This is a genomic window from Achromobacter sp. 10T422 (genome assembly GCF_056394065.1).
This window is the reverse complement of record NZ_JBFTHD010000007.1, coordinates 433279-449983: the sequence shown is the minus strand read 5'-3', so window position 1 is coordinate 449983 and position 16705 is coordinate 433279. Positions and strand designations below refer to the sequence as shown.

The 16705-nt window shown below is 64.7% G+C and carries 18 protein-coding genes; 13 read left to right on the top strand and 5 right to left on the bottom strand.

Annotated features, from left to right (window positions below):
- Positions 1 to 8: 8 nt before the first annotated feature.
- The gene (locus AC1DB0_RS21250; protein ID WP_427220644.1) at positions 9 to 341 is read right to left on the bottom strand and encodes a PsiF family protein; all 333 of its coding nucleotides are present in this window, start codon (positions 339 to 341) and stop codon (positions 9 to 11) included.
- A gap of 350 nt (positions 342 to 691) precedes the next feature.
- On the opposite strand from AC1DB0_RS21250, the gene AC1DB0_RS21245 reads away from it, so the two are divergent.
- From AC1DB0_RS21245 to AC1DB0_RS21230, 4 genes are all read left to right on the top strand, one after another.
- Positions 692 to 1030 (top strand): FxLYD domain-containing protein, encoded by a 339-nt coding sequence (locus tag AC1DB0_RS21245; RefSeq protein WP_054427028.1) that lies wholly within the window; start codon positions 692 to 694, stop codon positions 1028 to 1030.
- Positions 1031 to 1290: 260 nt separating this feature from the next.
- Positions 1291 to 1941, top strand: a complete 651-nt coding sequence (locus AC1DB0_RS21240) for a carbonic anhydrase (RefSeq protein WP_054427027.1) — start codon at positions 1291 to 1293, stop codon at positions 1939 to 1941.
- Positions 1942 to 2014: 73 nt separating this feature from the next.
- Positions 2015 to 2623, top strand: a complete 609-nt coding sequence (locus AC1DB0_RS21235; RefSeq protein ID WP_476757566.1) for a glutathione S-transferase — start codon at positions 2015 to 2017, stop codon at positions 2621 to 2623.
- A gap of 205 nt (positions 2624 to 2828) precedes the next feature.
- Complete coding sequence (locus AC1DB0_RS21230) at positions 2829 to 3419, top strand: hypothetical protein (protein ID WP_476757565.1); 591 nt, start codon at positions 2829 to 2831, stop codon at positions 3417 to 3419.
- A gap of 247 nt (positions 3420 to 3666) precedes the next feature.
- Here the strand turns inward: AC1DB0_RS21230 and AC1DB0_RS21225 are convergent, their stop codons facing one another.
- The gene (locus AC1DB0_RS21225) at positions 3667 to 5004 is read right to left on the bottom strand and encodes a DUF3100 domain-containing protein (RefSeq protein ID WP_054427024.1); all 1338 of its coding nucleotides are present in this window, start codon (positions 5002 to 5004) and stop codon (positions 3667 to 3669) included.
- A gap of 254 nt (positions 5005 to 5258) precedes the next feature.
- Here AC1DB0_RS21225 and AC1DB0_RS21220 point away from each other — a divergent pair, with 254 nt between their 5' ends.
- From AC1DB0_RS21220 to AC1DB0_RS21205, 4 genes are all read left to right on the top strand, one after another.
- Positions 5259 to 6194 (top strand): LysR family transcriptional regulator, encoded by a 936-nt coding sequence (locus tag AC1DB0_RS21220; protein ID WP_054427023.1) that lies wholly within the window; start codon positions 5259 to 5261, stop codon positions 6192 to 6194.
- Between the two features lie 74 nt (positions 6195 to 6268).
- Entirely contained in the window at positions 6269 to 6460 is a 192-nt protein-coding gene (locus tag AC1DB0_RS21215; protein ID WP_054427022.1) for a DUF2970 domain-containing protein, read from the top strand.
- A 154-nt stretch (positions 6461 to 6614) separates the two neighbouring features.
- Positions 6615 to 8357 carry a nitrite/sulfite reductase gene (locus AC1DB0_RS21210; protein ID WP_054427021.1) on the top strand — a complete coding sequence of 581 codons (1743 nt, stop codon included), beginning with the start codon at positions 6615 to 6617 and terminating at the stop codon, positions 8355 to 8357.
- Positions 8350 to 8895, top strand: a complete 546-nt coding sequence (locus AC1DB0_RS21205) for a DUF934 domain-containing protein (RefSeq protein WP_054427020.1) — start codon at positions 8350 to 8352, stop codon at positions 8893 to 8895. The genes AC1DB0_RS21210 and AC1DB0_RS21205 overlap by 8 nt, the downstream gene beginning before the upstream one ends.
- On the opposite strand, the gene AC1DB0_RS21200 is transcribed toward AC1DB0_RS21205, so the two are convergent.
- Positions 8843 to 9649, bottom strand: a complete 807-nt coding sequence (locus AC1DB0_RS21200) for an IclR family transcriptional regulator (RefSeq protein ID WP_054427019.1) — start codon at positions 9647 to 9649, stop codon at positions 8843 to 8845. The genes AC1DB0_RS21205 and AC1DB0_RS21200 overlap by 53 nt on opposite strands.
- A 103-nt stretch (positions 9650 to 9752) precedes the next feature.
- Between AC1DB0_RS21200 and AC1DB0_RS21195 the strand changes: the two genes are divergently transcribed.
- The 4 genes from AC1DB0_RS21195 to AC1DB0_RS21180 are packed head-to-tail and all read left to right on the top strand — an operon-like array spanning position 9753 to position 13888.
- On the top strand, positions 9753 to 10745 hold the full coding sequence (locus tag AC1DB0_RS21195) for a Bug family tripartite tricarboxylate transporter substrate binding protein (RefSeq protein WP_476757564.1): 993 nt from the start codon (positions 9753 to 9755) through the stop codon (positions 10743 to 10745).
- Between the two features lie 16 nt (positions 10746 to 10761).
- A complete protein-coding gene (locus AC1DB0_RS21190; protein ID WP_476757563.1) occupies positions 10762 to 12288 on the top strand; it encodes a class I adenylate-forming enzyme family protein in 1527 nt (508 codons plus the stop codon).
- Positions 12285 to 13076: a citryl-CoA lyase gene (locus AC1DB0_RS21185; protein WP_054427016.1), complete on the top strand. Its 792-nt coding sequence runs from the start codon at positions 12285 to 12287 to the stop codon at positions 13074 to 13076. Before AC1DB0_RS21190 ends, AC1DB0_RS21185 begins: the two co-directional genes overlap by 4 nt.
- Positions 13073 to 13888, top strand: coding sequence for an SDR family NAD(P)-dependent oxidoreductase (locus AC1DB0_RS21180; protein WP_175171563.1), 816 nt, complete (start codon positions 13073 to 13075; stop codon positions 13886 to 13888). The genes AC1DB0_RS21185 and AC1DB0_RS21180 overlap by 4 nt, the downstream gene beginning before the upstream one ends.
- A 70-nt stretch (positions 13889 to 13958) precedes the next feature.
- On the opposite strand, the gene AC1DB0_RS21175 is transcribed toward AC1DB0_RS21180, so the two are convergent.
- Positions 13959 to 14753 carry a MetQ/NlpA family ABC transporter substrate-binding protein gene (locus tag AC1DB0_RS21175; protein ID WP_175171564.1) on the bottom strand — a complete coding sequence of 265 codons (795 nt, stop codon included), beginning with the start codon at positions 14751 to 14753 and terminating at the stop codon, positions 13959 to 13961.
- Positions 14754 to 14925: 172 nt separating this feature from the next.
- Here AC1DB0_RS21175 and AC1DB0_RS21170 point away from each other — a divergent pair, with 172 nt between their 5' ends.
- Entirely contained in the window at positions 14926 to 16008 is a 1083-nt protein-coding gene (locus AC1DB0_RS21170; RefSeq protein ID WP_476757562.1) for a DUF6817 domain-containing protein, read from the top strand.
- A gap of 133 nt (positions 16009 to 16141) precedes the next feature.
- Here the strand turns inward: AC1DB0_RS21170 and AC1DB0_RS21165 are convergent, their stop codons facing one another.
- Positions 16142 to 16705 carry a UbiX family flavin prenyltransferase gene (locus AC1DB0_RS21165; RefSeq protein WP_006227138.1) on the bottom strand — a complete coding sequence of 188 codons (564 nt, stop codon included), beginning with the start codon at positions 16703 to 16705 and terminating at the stop codon, positions 16142 to 16144.

Here is a 16705-nt window from a genome sequence, read left to right as displayed (position 1 = left end):
CCGAACGATCAGCCCTTCAGGCACGTGCTCATGAAGGTCTTGCGCGCATCGCCCGTCAGCTTCTGATCACCGGCCTTGGCGTTGCAGTCCTTCATTTTCTGCTGCTGCGGCGTCAGCTGCTTTTCCGGCGCGGGCGCTTCGCCTTTCAGACAGGAGCTCATGTAGGCCTTGCGGTCGTCGCCTGTCTTGCCAGTGGCCGACTTATTGCATTCGGTCATGCGCTGCTGCTGCGGGGTGGGCGTCTTGGCGGGCGCAGGCGCGGCGGGGGTCTGGGCGTATGCCCCGAAAAAACATGCGGACAACACAATGGCCGAGGCCAACTGGCTAGTACGGGAAAGCATGAGTTTCTCCCTTGCGTTAAGCGCCCGCTTGCGTGGGAACGTGCCTGAAACGGGCCGTCGGCCCAGTGCCGACCCGGCCATCATCGAACAAACCACCCCGCACTGCAAGCATCGAAAAGTTAAGAAAATACAGGGCCTAAAAATCTCAATCTAGAGACATTCCGACGCATTCTTGTCATTAGGCGACGAATATGGGAACAACCCACGCAACCTGTTACCGATTCATCCTTTTGCCCCGTTGTGCGCGGCCGCGGAAAGGAGTGAGATAAGCCTGTCCGCATGATGCGCGGACGGCGCAAACGGCGGCGCAGACAGTCAAGCGCCGCCACGCCGGCACACAGGAGACCGCCATGAAACTTGCCCTTGCTTCCCTAGCCTTGCTTGCCGGCATGTCCGGCGCCGTCAGCGCGCAAAGCCTGACTTATGGCGTCACGCTAGGCAATGTGCAGGCGGTGCGCGATACCAACATCAACATGTCCACCATCACCGGGTCGCTGGCCAACCTGTCGGGCCGCCCGGTCTCAAGCGCGGTGCTGACCTACGTGCTTTATGACGCGCAAGGGCGCGAAGTGGGCCGGGTGAACGACGACGTGATCGGCCCGATTCCCCCGGGACAGATCCGCTTGGTCAAGGCGGTGACGCCGCTGCAATTCACCAAGGTGACCGTGCTGGACGTCAGGGCTCAATGAATGTGAGCCCCCACGGCACGCCCTGCGGGCTGCCTGCCCCCCAAGGGGGCTTCCCCCGCCTTGGGGCGGCCCGGCGCCGGGGGATTGCCCCGATGAGGCAAAAAAACCCTTTGCCGAGCAGGGTTTAGACAGGGGGTTGTAGGGACAAATATGGGAAAATTCTTCTTGCCGACTCGATAACAGGGGCTTCCAAACGAAGCCCCTTATTGCGTCTGTCGGCGTGCCAGCAAGCCTGGCCTCGTTACTAGGAAGTGAAGACCATGTTCCCTAAAAGACTCACCGAAGGCTATCAATCGTTCCTGGGCGGCCGTTTCCATTCGGAAAGCAGCCGCTATCAGAAACTGGCTGAAATCGGGCAAAGCCCGGAAATCCTGCTCATTGGCTGCTGCGATTCTCGCGTGTCGCCTGAAGTGATCTTTGACGCCGGACCGGGCGAGATGTTTGTGGTGCGTAACGTCGCCAACCTGGTGCCGCCCTGTGAGCCGGATTCCGAATCGTCCTATCACGGCACCAGCGCCGCGATCGAGTTCGCGGTCAACGGCCTGAACGTCAAACACATCGTCGTACTGGGCCACGCGTCCTGCGGCGGCATCCGCTCGTTCTTCGACGACGCCAAGCCGCTGTCCAAGGGCGACTTCATCGGCAAATGGATGTCGCAAATTGAACCCATGGCCGAACGCCTGGGTCCCGGCACGGGCGACCGCCAGACCAAGCTCAAGCGCCTGGAACTGGCCGTGGTCGAACACAGCCTGAACAACCTGATGACGTTCCCGTCCATCCGCCGCCGTGTCGAAAATGGCGAACTGGAATTGCACGGCACGTACTTCGGCGTGGCCACCGGCGTGCTGTTCCTGCGCGATCCGGACACGGGCGAATTCAATCCCTGCCTGGAAACCGGCATCACCGAATAAGGCGCATATCCGGTACGCTTGCGGCTGCTTTTCGCTTTCTTCCCAGACTGCCTGGCCACCGACAAGGACCGATATGAAATTGTTTTTCTCGCCGTCTTCACCCTTCGTGCGCAAATGCATGGTCATTGCCCACGAACTGGGGCTGACGGAACGCCTTGAGCAACTGCCCAGCGCCGCTGGCCCCGTCGCCCGCGACAAGAGCATCATCCCCAGCAACCCGCTGGGCAAGGTGCCCACCTTGATCACGGACGACGGCCAGGTGCTGTACGACAGCCGCGTCATCTGCGAATACCTGAATGACATTGGCGGGGGCAGCCTGTTCCCCGCCAGCGGCCGCGCCCGTTGGCAGGCGCTGGCGGATCAAGCCCTGGGCGACGGCGTCATGGACGCCGCGCTGCTGGCCCGCTACGAAACCGCCCTGCGCCCCGAAGCACTGCGCTGGGCCGACTGGGTCGACGGCCAGATGAGCAAGGCGCACGACGCCCTGGCGCAGCTGGAAAAAGACGTGGCCCGCCTGGACGGCCGCGTGGACATCGGCACCATCGCCATCGGCTGCGCGCTGGGCTATCTGGACTTCCGTTACGCCAGCTACGACTGGCGCAGCACGCACCCCGGCGTTGCCGCATGGTTCAAGACCTTCAACGCACGCCCGTCGATGCAATCGACGCTGCCGCCGGTCTGACGCGTCGATGCAGTCGACGCTGCCGCCGGTCTGACGCATCCGGGTCACGCCTTGGCGTTCAATCACGCCTGGCTCCCGGTTACGCCTTGACGCCTAGTGCAAGGGGCTGACACGACGCCGCGCCCGCAACGCGGTAAATTTTGAACTCGTCGGCCCCGGGCCGGACCAATGTAAAGGTCCTGGCCCACTCACTCAGGGAGCACGGATGAACGTGACTGCGATCTCCCCCATCCCCCGCGTTACCGCGCCCTACCCGGCGCGCGTGCCGCTGGTGGACGATACCCGCCCCACCTGGGAAGCCGAACGGCTGGCGAAGAACGCCGCCGTCCGCGACGCCCAACGCAGCGCGCAAGCGCAAGCCGCGTGGGAAGCCCAGCGCATTGCCCGCAACCGCGAGGCGGATGCGCGGAATACGCCGAACTCCTTTGGCGTCATCGCCCAGCACGCACGCGCTGGCGCCGCCGCGCCGCATTTGCCTGCCCCGGCGCCACTGCCCAATCTGGATGCTTTGCGTGACCAATACGCCGATATGCGCCTGCGCCGCGCGGTGGACAACTACACCGCCCTGCCCGACCCGGCGGCTCAGCGCGCCGGCAGCGCCAACGACCTGGGCACCATCGAAGGCCTGACGCCGTTGCAGCCCTATCGCGTTGCGATGGGCAACCCGCAAGTGCAGGAACTGCAAACCGCTGTGGCCGTGAAGACGGCCGCCGTTGCCGTCCCGGCAGTCGCCAACATCGGCCCCACCGAAAACGTCACCGACAACGCCCGCTACCGGCCCGGCTTCACGCCTTAACGCGGCAGGCCGCTGCAAAGGGTTTGTCCGCGCAGATCGCGCAACGTGTTCGCGTAAACGAGTCGCGCAACCCGTTCGCACAACCCGTTCGCACAACCCGTGCACACAACCCGTTCGCACAACCCGTTCACACAACCCGTGCACCCAACCCGTGCACCCAACCCGTTCACACAACCGGTCCGCACAAAAGAAAGCCGCCTATTTTGCAGGCGGCTTTTTTACTCAGCAGTGCTTACACGCAACGGGATCAGTGGAAGAATTCCGCGATCATCGTAGCGCCCAGGAACGTGCCTGCGTTGGCGGCTAGCGACACCACCACGATCTTCCAGCCCAGCTTGCGGAAGGCAGGCAGGTCTTTCAGGATCGACAGGCCGGCCATGGCCAGGATCACCGTCGTGAACGGCAGGAAGTTGACCTTGCCGACCAGCGCAATGATCTGGTCCGAGTACGGCAGCACGCCCGGGCAGCCTGCGGTCATCGCAATCAGCGACAGCACGAACACGGCCGGCAGCTTGGGCACAACGCGCAGGATCAGATCAGTCAGCACAACCAGCGAAATGATGATGCCCATGCCCGGCAGCGCGTCCATGAACGGCACGTTGTAGCCCAGGCGGTTGCCCACCAGCGCGAACAGGCCGCAGATGACATAGGCGGTCAGGCGGTCGCCAAAACCCAATTTGGAGTTATGCGCCGGCACGTCTTCCGACACGCTGTTGTCGACCACGGCTTCGTCGGACTTGCTGCGCGAGAAGCGGCCCAGCACGGGTTCCAGCTTGCCGTACAGGAAGATGGTCGTCGGCAGCGAGATGAACAGCGTGAAGTACACGCCAACCACCGTCGTCAGCAGGTTGGCGGCGGCGGCCAGCGCGGCCACCTGGTGCGCCATTTCCGGCGTCTGCTGGGACGCAATTGCGCCCACGCCAGCGGCCATCATGCTGCCCGAGCCCACGCCGGCGCCCATGGCGAGCGAACGCGGATCGAAGATGTTCAGGCTGGTGATGAAGCCGGCCATCAGCGCCACGAACAGCGCGCCGATCACGGTGCCGGTGATGTACTCGGCCATCACGCCACGGCCTTCCGGCGAATTCATGCCATAGCGTTCGCCGATGATCGCCAGGCTGGGCTCGCGGCCCACCGAGAACGTCGCGCCAATCGCTTCGCGCTTGATGCCCAGCAGCAGCGCCAGCGGCAGGCCAATGGCCATCGTGCCAAAGAAGTGGCCGAATTCCTGGAACACCAGCGCCCAGCCGGCTTCACGCACCTGCGGCAGCGCGCCGCCCACCATCAGGCCCAGCTTGGCCAGGAACGGCAGCAACGCGTATTGCAGATAGCCGCTGATGCGGGTCTGCATGGCCTTGTCGATGCCCGCGCCTTCCGGCAGCCGTTGGCCAAAGGCGGCCACGATGGCGCCGATGAAGATCGCCCACAGCATCGGTTGCAGAACGATCTTGCCCGGGCCTACCGCGAAGGTGACGCTGCCGATCGCTTCCGAAATGACCACCACCAACAAAATGGCGGCAAGCATGCGGACGCGCGCGGCTAGCGACATGGAAGGCGCGGCCAGACTCATGCTGGCGTGAGACATCGAATTCCCCTGATGAACGTGAATAAGTTTTCGTAGGGCGCGGCATCGCAGAGCGGCCGCGCCGAGGCAGCAGGCGCGATTTTCGCCTGGGGGCCTTCGGGGCAACCATGACACCACCTGCGCATTAGCGTTGCGTAAAATGCAACGCACAGCCTTTTCCTGGGAAAATTTTGCAAGAGATGCCGTATTTTACGGGTAAACCCTAGGAACGCACTGTGGATCTCCCGCCGCACTCAGACTGACAGAGCCCCGCCATGGACGAAAAACTCGACGCTCGCCGCACCCATTACTTCATGCAGGTCATGAGCCGCGGCTCGGTGCGCGGCGCCGCCGAAGTGCTGGACATGGACCCGTCCGCCGTCAGCCGCGCCATTGCCGCACTGGAGCGCGACTGCGGCATGGCGCTGTTCGAACGGCGCGGACGCGGCGTGGTGCCGACCGACGCCGGCCACATCCTGGCGCGCTATGTGAAGCGGCAGCAGAACATCCAGGAAAGCTTTTTCTCGGAAATCGACAGCCTGCGCAAAGCGGAACGCGGCCATATTGATCTGGTGCTGGGCGAAGGCTTTGTCGAACTGATGTTTGACCGCGTGCTGCCCGAGTACTGGCGCAATCACCCCGAGGTCACGCTGGACATTGATGTCGCCCGCACGTCCGAGATCGTGCAGCGCATTGTGGATGACCGTGCCTATATAGGACTGGTGTTCCAGCCGCCCACCGACGCCCGCCTGCGCACGCACTATTCCCGCCCGGAACCCATACGCGCCATCGTGCGCCAGGACCATCCGCTGACGCGGCTGGGCCGCCCCCTGCTGCTGACGGACCTGGCGGATTATCCCGGCGCGTCGATGCAGGAAGGGTTTGGCGTGCGGCAACACATCCAGGCCGCCGAGATCAGCGAACAAGTGCGGCTGCGCAACGTGCTGACGACGTCGTCGTTCAAGGCGCTGTGGCAATTCGCGGCAACCGGCATCGGCTACGCGCTGACGCCGCCCATCGCCGTCACCGCCGACATGCGCGCCCAGCGTCTGGCCAGCCTGCCGCTGGCCAACCCGATCCTGAACCAGGGCAGCCTGCACGTGCTGAGCCGCGCCGGCCGCCACATTTCGCCCGCCGCGCGGGAATTGCTGGAACACATTGTGCGCGGCATCGGCACACCTGCGGCGCCTGCATCTGATCTGGTCGCTTGACGCGGATCTGCATCTGTTTGGGTCGCGCAGCAACGCCTACAGTGCCAGTTCCCATCATCCGCCAGGAGGCGCATATGCTTAGTTTCCTGCGCACGGTCCGCTCCGTGCTCTGGGGCTTTTTCGGCGTGCGGCGCGGCCGCGGTTATGACGCCGACATCGCCAACAACAAACCCGGTCCGTTGATCGCGACGGGGCTGCTGATGGCCACGGTGTTGGTGATTGTTCTGGTGCTGGTCGCACGCTGGGCGGTCAACGCCGCGTTGTGACGCTACGGCCCCTGCGCCGAGGCCTTATTTCCTTATTACCAGAATGACTTAGACGCTGATATCTGCTGCCTGTTACGGTTATGAATCCCCTTTTCCCGCCGCCTCGCGACGGACGCAAAGGGCTCAGACCGAGAAGACTTCAAGGGCAGTAGACATGTACGTGTATGACCCCGTCGACCAGCAGCTTGTCGAGCAGCGAGTCGCGCAGTTTGCCGATCAGACGCGCCGCTTCCTCGATGGCCAGCTCACCGAAGATGAATTCCGCGTTCTGCGCCTGCAGAACGGCCTGTACATCCAACGCCACGCGCCGATGCTGCGCGTGGCCATTCCCTACGGCATGCTGGCCTCGCGCCAACTGCGCACGCTGGCGCACATTGCGCGCAAGTGGGACCGCGGTTATGGCCACTTCAGCACGCGCCAGAACATCCAGTTCAATTGGCCCCGCCTGGAAGACGTGCCGGACATCCTGGCGGAGCTCGCCACCGTTCAGATGCACGCCATCCAGACCAGCGGCAACTGCATCCGCAACACCACCACCGACCACTTCGCTGGCGTCGCGCCGGACGAACTTGTCGACCCGCTGGTGTGGTGCGAAATCATCCGCCAGTGGTCCACACTGCATCCCGAATTCGCCTTCCTGCCGCGCAAGTTCAAGATCGCCGTCAGCGGCGCCGTGCAAGACCGCGCGGCCGTGGGCGTGCACGACATCGGCCTGCAAGCCGTTGAGCGCGACGGCAAGCTGGGCTTTCGCGTGTGGGTCGGCGGCGGCATGGGCCGCACGCCCATCGTCGGCAAGCTGATCAACCCGTTTGTCGAATGGCAAGACCTGCTGACTTACATGCAGGCCGCGCTGCGCGTCTACAACCTGCACGGCCGCCGCGACAACAAGTACAAGGCGCGCATCAAGATCCTGGTCAAGGACCTGACGCCCGAAGTCTATGCGCAGCAGGTCGATGAACAGTGGCAGCTCATCAAGGGCGGCCCTGACACCATCACCCAGGAATTCGTCGACAGCATCAAGGCCCGCTTCGTCTGGCCGCAATACGAGGCGGCCGCCGCCACCGACGCCGACAACACCGACGCGCTGGCGGCCAATGACAAGCGCTTTGCGCGCTGGCTGCGCACCAACGTGCACGCGCACAAGGTCGCGGGCTACGCCGCCGTCACCGTCTCGCTCAAGCCCACCGGCGTGCCGCCGGGCGACATCACCGCCGACCAGATGGACGCCGTGGCCGACCTGGCCGACGCCTACGGTTTCGGCGAGCTGCGCGTGTCGCACGAGCAGAACCTGATTCTGGCCGACGTGCGCCGCGCCCGTCTGCACGAGCTCTGGCAGAAGCTGGAAGCGCTGAACCTGGCCACGCCCAACGTCGGCCTGCTGACCAACATCATCGCCTGTCCGGGCGGAGACTTCTGCGCGCTGGCCAACGCCGTCTCCATCCCCGTGGCCGAAGCCATCCAGCGCCAATTCGACGACCTGGACTACCTGTTCGAAATCGGCGAACTCGACCTGAACATCTCGGGCTGCATCAACTCCTGTGGCCACCACCACGTGGGGCACATCGGCATCCTGGGTGTCGATAAGGCCGGCGAAGAGTGGTATCAGGTCACGCTGGGCGGCCGCCAGAACGGTGGCGCGAAGCCCCTGCCCGATCTGGAATCCACGCGCGGTGGCGGCGCGGCCGTTGGACGCATCATCGGCCCGTCGTTCGCCCGCGACCAAGTCCCGGGTGTGGTCGACCGCCTGATCCGCACCTATCTCGGTTTGCGCGACAGCGAAATCGAACGCTTCATCGACGTGGTGGACCGCGTTGGCATCGACCCCTTCAAACAAGACGTCTACGCTGACCCCGCCTTCGCCAAACCCGCACAAAGCGCCGAGCCCGCTCATGTCTGACCTCTACGCCCACGACGCCCCTGGCCCGCACCTGATTCGCGACGGCCAACTGCAAGCCGATACCTCGCGCCCGTTTGTGCCTGAACCCGAAGTGGCCGCCGAAGGCCAGGTGCCAAGCGACGAGCCCGGCTGGGTTGTGCCGCTGTCCATCTGGAAAACCTCTCGCGCCACGCTGCGCCGCCATCAGCATCCGGTGGCCGTGCTGCTGGGCGCCGACGCCGACCTGCGTGATCTGGCCGAGCCCGATGGCACACTGAACCCCGCTGGCATCGCCTTCATCGCCGTGGACTTCCCCGTCTACACCGACGGCCGTGGCTACTCGCTGGCGCAGCTGCTGCGCACGCAGTACCAATGGACGGGCGAGCTGCGCGCGGTGGGTGATGTGATGATCGACACCATCCACTATCAGGCGCGCGTCGGCTTCAACAGCTTTCTGGTGAAGCCCGGCCACGATCCCAAGAAGGCGCTGGCCGCGTTCCAGACGTTCACGGTGCATTACCAGAAGACGTACCGCGCGCCGACGCCGGCTGCGGCTTGACCTCGTCCTGCGCCAGCTGATTGCGGATCAGCTCCGCAATGCTGCGCTGGCGCGGGGCCTGCATCCGGTCGATCAGGCTGGATACGCTGACCGCCAAGCGCGGATAACCGTTTGCATCGCACACGGCAACGCCCACGCCCAACACCCCGGGCACCGCGGCGTTGCCCACCACCGACCAGCCCCGGTCACGCGTGTTCTCGACCAGGCGCCGCATCTGCACGCCGGTCATGCCGCCATAGGCGCGCAACGCCTGCTCGTTCTGGGTCACCACTTCGTCGGCCTCGGCCGGCGGCAAGGCCGCCAACAGCGCCAAGCCCGCCGCCCCCACTCCCAAGGGCTGACGATGCCCCACCGTTACCGCCAGCACCTGCACCGGGTAATTGCCCACTTCGCGATGCAGGCATAGCGAATCGTTCGCCGCCCGGCAAATGAGAAAGGCCGAATCCCCGGTCACGTCGCTGATCTGGCGCAGCACCGGACGCAAGCCGCGCACCGCTTGCGCATGCGGGTCGCCCGCCATCATCACGCCCAGTTCCGCAATCCGCCACCGAGGCGCCGCGGACTCGCGCAACGCATAGCCTTCCTGCACCAACACCTCCAGATACCGATACGCGGTAGATCGCTGCATGGCCGCGGCGCGCGCAATGTCGGCCACGTGCATACCGCCCGCCCCGGCCTGGCGCAGCACCCCCAACACCCGCAGCCCGCGGCGCAAGACCACAGGCCCCGAGGACTCCGATTCCGGTTTGTTCATATTTTGGACACCCTGCGTTGCTGACGCCTGTATCAAAGCCCAATATGAAATCGGGCAGACAAAGATCTGTCCAAATATTAGACAAAACAGGACGGAGACAAACATGAAGACTGCATTGACAAGGCGCTTGGCCGCCGTTGCGGTAACGCTTGGCAGCGCGCTGGCCGCCAGCGCCCCAGTACTGGCCGCCAAACCCTATCCCGATCGGCCCGTGACCCTGGTGGTGGGCTACGCAGCGGGCGGCGCCACCGACATCGTCGCGCGTCTGATGGCCAAATCGCTATCGGAAACGCTGGGCCAGACCTTCGTCGTTGAAAACAAGACGGGCGCCAACAGCAATATCGGCGCCGAGATCGTGTCGCGCGCGGCGCCTGACGGCTACACGCTGTACATGGGGTCCATCGCCAACACGATCAACCGCAGCCTGTACAGCCAGCTGAACTACAACTTCGTCAAAGACTTCAAGCCAGTTGGCATGGTGGCGACCATTCCGAACATTCTGGTCGTCAACCCCAAACTGCCGGTCAAAACCGTGCAGGAATACATCGCCTATGCCCGCGCGCATCCCGGCAAATTGACCTGCGCGTCATCGGGCAGCGGCTCGTCCATTCACCTGTCGTGCGAGCTGTTCAAGATGGAAACGGGCACCGACATCCTGCACGTGCCTTACCGCGGCAGCGGCCCGGCCGTGGCCGACTTGCTGGGCGGCCAGGTCGATTCCATGTTCGACAACCTGCCTTCTTCGTTGCCGCATGTGCAGGCCGGCAAGCTGCGCGCCATTGGCGTCACGTCGCCGAAGCGTCTGCCGTCCACCCCCGACGTGCCCACGCTGGCCGAATCCGGTTTGCCGGGGTTTGACGTGGAATCGTGGTTCGGCCTGGTGGCGCCCGCCGGCACGCCGCAAGCCGTCATCGCACGCCTGAATGAAGCGTTGAACCAGGCGCTTGCCAGTCCGGCATTGCAGGCGTCGTACCAGCAGGCCGGCTTTTATGCCCCCGCCACGCCCAACACGCCCGAGACCTTCGCGAAGAAGATCGACAGCGAAATAGACAAATGGGCCGCCGTCGTCAAACGCGCCGACATCAAGGCGAACTAGTTTCCAGGAGCACAAGGTGTACCCGATCGATTTCTTTTTCCGCGCGGCGGAGCAGTATCCCGAACGCGTTGCGCTGGACGGCCCGGAAGGCGTGATCACCTACGCCGAGCTGGCCGCCAGCACCCGGGCCTTGGCGGCCGCCCTTCAAGCTCTGGACCCCGAACCGCAGACGCGCGTGGCCATCTGTGCGGGCAATTCCGCGCGGCACATTCTGGCGCTGCTTGCCGTGCTGGCCAGCGGAAAAATCTGGGTGCCGCTCAACTACCGCAGCACCGCGCGGGAAATCGGGCGCATCCTGGATGCCACCACGCCGTCCATCGTCATCGTCGACCCGGCCGGCGCCCCGCTGACGCCCATGGGGGATGGCGTGCGCATCCATCTTGATGATGGGGATGACGGGGACGGCGGGTCAGGCACCGGCCTGCGCCTGAACGCGCTGCTGCGGCAGTACGCCGGACGCGAGCCCACGCGCCACGCGCTGTCCCGCGATGCCACGCAAGCCATCAAGTTCACGGGCGGCACGACGGGCCTGCCCAAAGGCGTGATGCAGCCCTACCGCGCGTGGAACGCGGGCATCATCAATCAAATATCCAGCTGGGCGCTGACGCGCGACGACCGTTATGTGGTGTCCGCGCCCATCACGCACGGCACCGGCACGTATGTATTGCCCGTGCTGGCCAGTGGCGGTGCGCACCTGCTGCTGGACAGCGTCACTCCAGCCACCATCACCGCGGCCTTCCGGGAACGGGGCGGCACGCTCAGCTTCATGCCGCCCACGCTGATTTACATGATCATGGCGCAGGATGGCGTGTCGCGCGCCGACTTTCCCAAGCTGCGCAACCTGATCTACGGTGGCGCGCCGATGCCGCCTGAAAAAATCGACCGCGCACGCGAATTTTTCGGACCCGTGCTGGGCACGACCTATGGGCAGACCGAAGCGCCGCAAATCGCTACAGTGCTGCGCCCGGCAGACCTGAACGACCCGCGCAACCGCGCGTCGGTCGGGCGTCCAACGTGGCTGTCCGACGTGGCCATCATGGCGCCCGACGGCACGCTGCTGCCGCGCGGCGAGATCGGCGAAGTGGTGGTGCAGGGCGACCTGACGATGACGGGCTATTGGCGCCTGCCGGAGAAAACCGCCGAAACGCTTGTCGACGGCTGGCTGCACACCGGCGACACGGGCCTGATCGATGCGCGCGGCTATCTCTTTCTGAAGGACCGGCTGCGCGACGTCATCATCACCGGCGGCTTCAACGTCTACCCGGTCGATGTCGAAAACGCGCTGTCGTCACACCCCGCCGTGTACGAATGCTCGGTGTTCGGCCTGCCGGATGACAAATGGGGCGAAGCGGTCCACGCCGCCGTGCAGTTCCACCCCGGCGCGCAGGCCGATGCCGATGCACTGAAAGCCCACGTGCGCGCGCTGCTGGGCCCGGTCGCCACGCCCAAGCAATTTCATATCCATGACAGCCTGCCGCGCTCAAGCGTCGGCAAGGTCTTGAAGAATGCCGTGCGCGACGCCGCACAAAAGGAGACGCCATGAACACCCCCGAGACCCGCCTCTGCGCCCATCATTTGACTGGTATGTCGTACCGCGACGTCGACCTGGTGGATGACCTGATCGGCAAGAAGACCTTCACCGAAGTCATGATCATGCAGATCCTTGGGCGCGATGCGCGGCCCGTGGACATGCGCATCGTGGACGCGGTGCTGGTCACGTTGATGGAACACGGCATGACGCCCAGCGCCATCGCCACGCGCCTGATCTACATGAGCGCCCCCGAAAACCTGCAAGGCGCGGTGGCCTCGGGGTTGATGGCGGTGGGCAGCCAGTTTGTCGGCACCATGGAAAATTGCTCACGCCTGCTCGACCGCATCAAACAGGCGCCGGACGGGCGCGCCGAAGCGCTGGCCATCGCGCGCGAGTTCCGCGAACAGCGGCAGGCCCTGCCCGGCTTCGGCCACCATTTGCACAAGCCCGACGACCCCCGCTCGATCAAGCTGCTGGCGCTGGCCGAAGCCGAGCCCGACCTGGAAGGCGCATCCCTGAAAGCGTTGCGCCTGCTGGCGGCCGCCGTCGATGAAACCTATGGCAAGCACATCACCATCAACGCCACAGGTGCGGTAGCGGCGCTCCTGAGCGAGATCGGCGTGCCAACCAATCTGATGCGCGGCTTTGCCGTGATATCGCGCGCCGCCGGCCTGGTGTCGCACGTGGCGGAAGAACAGCAGAGCCCGTCTGGCCGCTACATCTGGGAAACCATCGACCACGCCATCCCTTATGTCGGCAAGGGCAAAACGCATCAGCAAGAGGACGGAGAATCCGCATGACGGCGGCCGGCAGCGATGCGCGATTGGCGGGCAAGGTGGCGCTGGTGGCCGGCGCGGGCGCGTCGGCCACCGGGTGGAGCATTGGCAAGGCCAGCTGCGTGACACTGGCGCAACAAGGCGCGGCGATTGTCGCGCTGGACGCCAACCTGGCCGCCGCGCAAGATGCGGCTCACGAAGTCGAGCAAGCCGGCGGCAGCGCCTTGCCGGTGCAGGCGGACGTGGCCGACCCGGAAGCCATGCAGGCGGCGGTGGACACCGCGCTGCGCCGCTACGGCCGCATCGACATCCTGCAAGCCAACGCGGGCATCGGCAAGGTGGGCGGGCCGGAAGATATTTCCCTGGAAGATTGGGATCGCATCCAGCAAGTGAACGTGACCAGCCTGCTGATCGCCACGCGCTTGCTGGTGCCCGTGATGCGTCAACAGGGCGGCGGCGCCATCGTCACGGTGTCGTCCATCGCGGGCATTCGGTACACCGGTTATCCCCACCTGGCCTATAGCGTCAGCAAGGCCGCCGTCATTCACTTCGCGCGCATGGCGGCGCAGCAATATGCCGCCGATGGCATCCGCGTGAATACCGTGATCCCCGGGCTGATTGATACGCCGCGCGTGGCGCAAAACGTGGCGCGCATGTTCGACCCTGACGATTTGCAGGCGGCGCTGGCCGCGCGCGACCGGCAAGTGCCGATGGGCCGGATGGGCACGCCGTGGGAAGTCGCCCGCGCCGTGGCGTTCCTGGCATCCGACGATGCGTCTTACATCACCGGCACAGAGCTGGTCGTGGATGGCGGGCTGACCGGAAAGTACGCCTGACCGCCCTCACCTGCCGCGCGGCGCCCGTTGCAGGCGCCGCGTTTGGAAGGCGGGCGGCGCTGCTACTGCCTTACCAAGACGTCGAATACGCCCCCGGGAACTGCTTGGCCACAAACGCCTTCACTTCGTCCGACTGATACGCCTTGATGAAGCGCGCAATGCGCGGGTCGTTCTTGTTGTCTTCGCGCGCGGCGATCACCACGGCGGCAAACGGCGCGTCCTTGCTTTCCAGCGCCAGCGCGTCCTTGGCGGGCGACAGGCCGGCCGGGATGGCGTAGGCCGAATTCACCGCCGCCGCGTCCACGTCCGACAGCGAATGCGGCAATTGCGCGGCTTCGATTTCGATGAACTTCAGTTTCTTCGGGTTCTCGACCACATCGAACAACGACGCCGTCACCGTCACGCCGTCTTTCAGTTTGATCAGCTTGGCCGCCTGCAACACCAGCAGCGCGCGGGCGCCGTTGGTCGGGTCATTGGGAATGGCGACCTTGCCGCCTTGCGGCAAATCATCCAGCGACTTCAATCGCTTGGAATAGATGCCCATTTGCTGCACCACCGCAGTCGCCACCGGCACCAGCTTGTAGCCACGCGCCTTGTTCTGCGAATCCAGGAAAGGCTTGTGCTGGTAGATGTTCAGGTCCAGTTCCTTGGCGTCCAGCGCGGCGTTGGGCTGAATGAAATCGCTGAATTCGATCAGCTTCACTTTCAGGCCCTGCTTGGCGGCAACCTGTTGCACCACTTCACCAATTTGCGCGTGCGGGCCGACGGTCACGCCCACCTTCAATTCGGCGTCCTGCGCCATGGCTTGGGTGCTGGCGAATCCGAGCACGGCGGCGAAAACAACCAAGGAATGACGAAGGCGCATGAGACATCTCTAGAGTAGGAAGAATGACCCGCGATTCTATTGACCGCCCTACAAAACTGGAAGCGATGAATATTCATATTGATATGTGCAAAACGATATAAGCGCTGCGCCATGACAAGCCCGCGTCATGCGGACACAATAGCGGCTGCTTTCAATCACACGCCTTCATGCCATGTCCACATCCCCCGAACTCCATCCGCATGCGCGCGCCCTGCTCGCTGACCACTACGCCGCCGTCGACGCCGACCTGCCCGCGCTGCTGGACTTGCTGTTCGCCCGCAGCGCCGGAGAAGACTGGCACAAGGCCGGCACCTTCAAGCATCACCTGCTGGGCGTGTACCGCACGCTGACGCTGTGGAACCAGCCGCGCGAAGTGCGCCTGCTGGGCCTGTTCCACAGCGTTTACGGCAACGAATACGTGGACCTGACCTTGTTCGACCGCGAGCGCGAACGCTCGACCTTGCGCGAGGTGCTGGGCGAAGAAGCCGAAGAATGGGTCAGCCTGTTCTGCGCAATGCCGCGCACGAAGTTTGTGCAGGCCGTGCTGGCGGGGCAAGGCACGGGCATCGAAGGCATGACGCTTGAGGGCACGGACGGACAGGTCTTCACGCTGACGCCGCGCCAGGTTGCCGCGTTCATCGTGGTGTCCGCCGCCGACATCGGCGAGCAATGGCACAGCTGGCAAGACGAGATCTTCGCGGGGTATCCGCAGCAACAGCGCCGCGACTTGAAGACGAACTGGGCGTCGTCGTTGTGGCCGGGGCCGCTGAAACCGCCGTCGAATATCCTGTCGATGTTGTCGCACCTGTTGGCGCCCTTGTCGCCTTCGTCGCCCATATCGGCCGATACCGGCATCCCCATCCCGCCCGCGTTCGACCAATGCCGCGCCACGCTCAGCCCGCGTGACGAAGCGGCGGCCAGCGCGCTGTACTGGCAAGTCATCACGCGCATGCATCCGTTGACGGAAATGGATAGCGCGCGCCATCTGCTGGAAGCCGCCGTAGCGCACAACCCCTGGGTCGGCGAACCGCGCTTGCTGCTGGCGCAACTGGCGCTGACCACGGGCGATTTCGACGCCGCAGAACAGCACGCCGCCGCCGGGCTTGCCGCGTTGCAAGCGTGGGGCACGGCGTGGGACAAGCGCATTGAATGGGCGGGCTGGATGGCCTGGGCGCGCATCGAATTGCAAAACGCCCGCGCGCGCCAATGGCCGGAAAACCTGGCGGCATTGAATGGGTTGGGGCTGGTGGAATAGGCCAACGTCCTGCCCATGCAAACAGCCCCGCATGCGGGGCTGTTTGTATTTCGGGCTGGCTGGCTGACTGCCTAGCTGGCTGCCTAGCTGGCTGCCTAGCTGACTGACTGGCTGGACTGCCTGGCCAGGCGCGCTACTTCATGCCTTCCCAGTGCGGGCCCGGCACGACGATGTCGAAGAGTTCCAACACGCGTGCGACCGTGTGGTCCACCATTTCTTCGATGGACGCCGGGCGGTGATAAAACGCCGGCAGCGGCGGAAACACGATGCCGCCCATTTCGGTTACGGCCGTCATGTTGCGCAAGTGCGCCAGGTTGAAGGGCGTTTCGCGCACCATCAGCACCAGGCGGCGGCGTTCCTTCAAGGTGACGTCGGCCGCGCGCGTGATGAGGTTATCCGACAAGCCATGGGCCACGGCCGCCAGCGTGCGCATCGAACACGGCACGATCACCATGCCTGCGGTCTGGAACGCGCCGCTGGCCAGCGTGGCGCCCACGTCGCGCACCGAATGCACGTGGTCGGCCAGCGCGTAGATGTCGTGGCGGCTAACGTCCAGCTCGTGCTTGATGTTCAGCACGCCCGAAGCCGACACCACCAGATGCGTCTCCACATCGTCCACGCCGCGCAATGCTTGCAGCATGCGCACCGCGTAGAGCGCGCCAGTGGCGCCGGTGATGCCGATAACAAGCCGACGCAT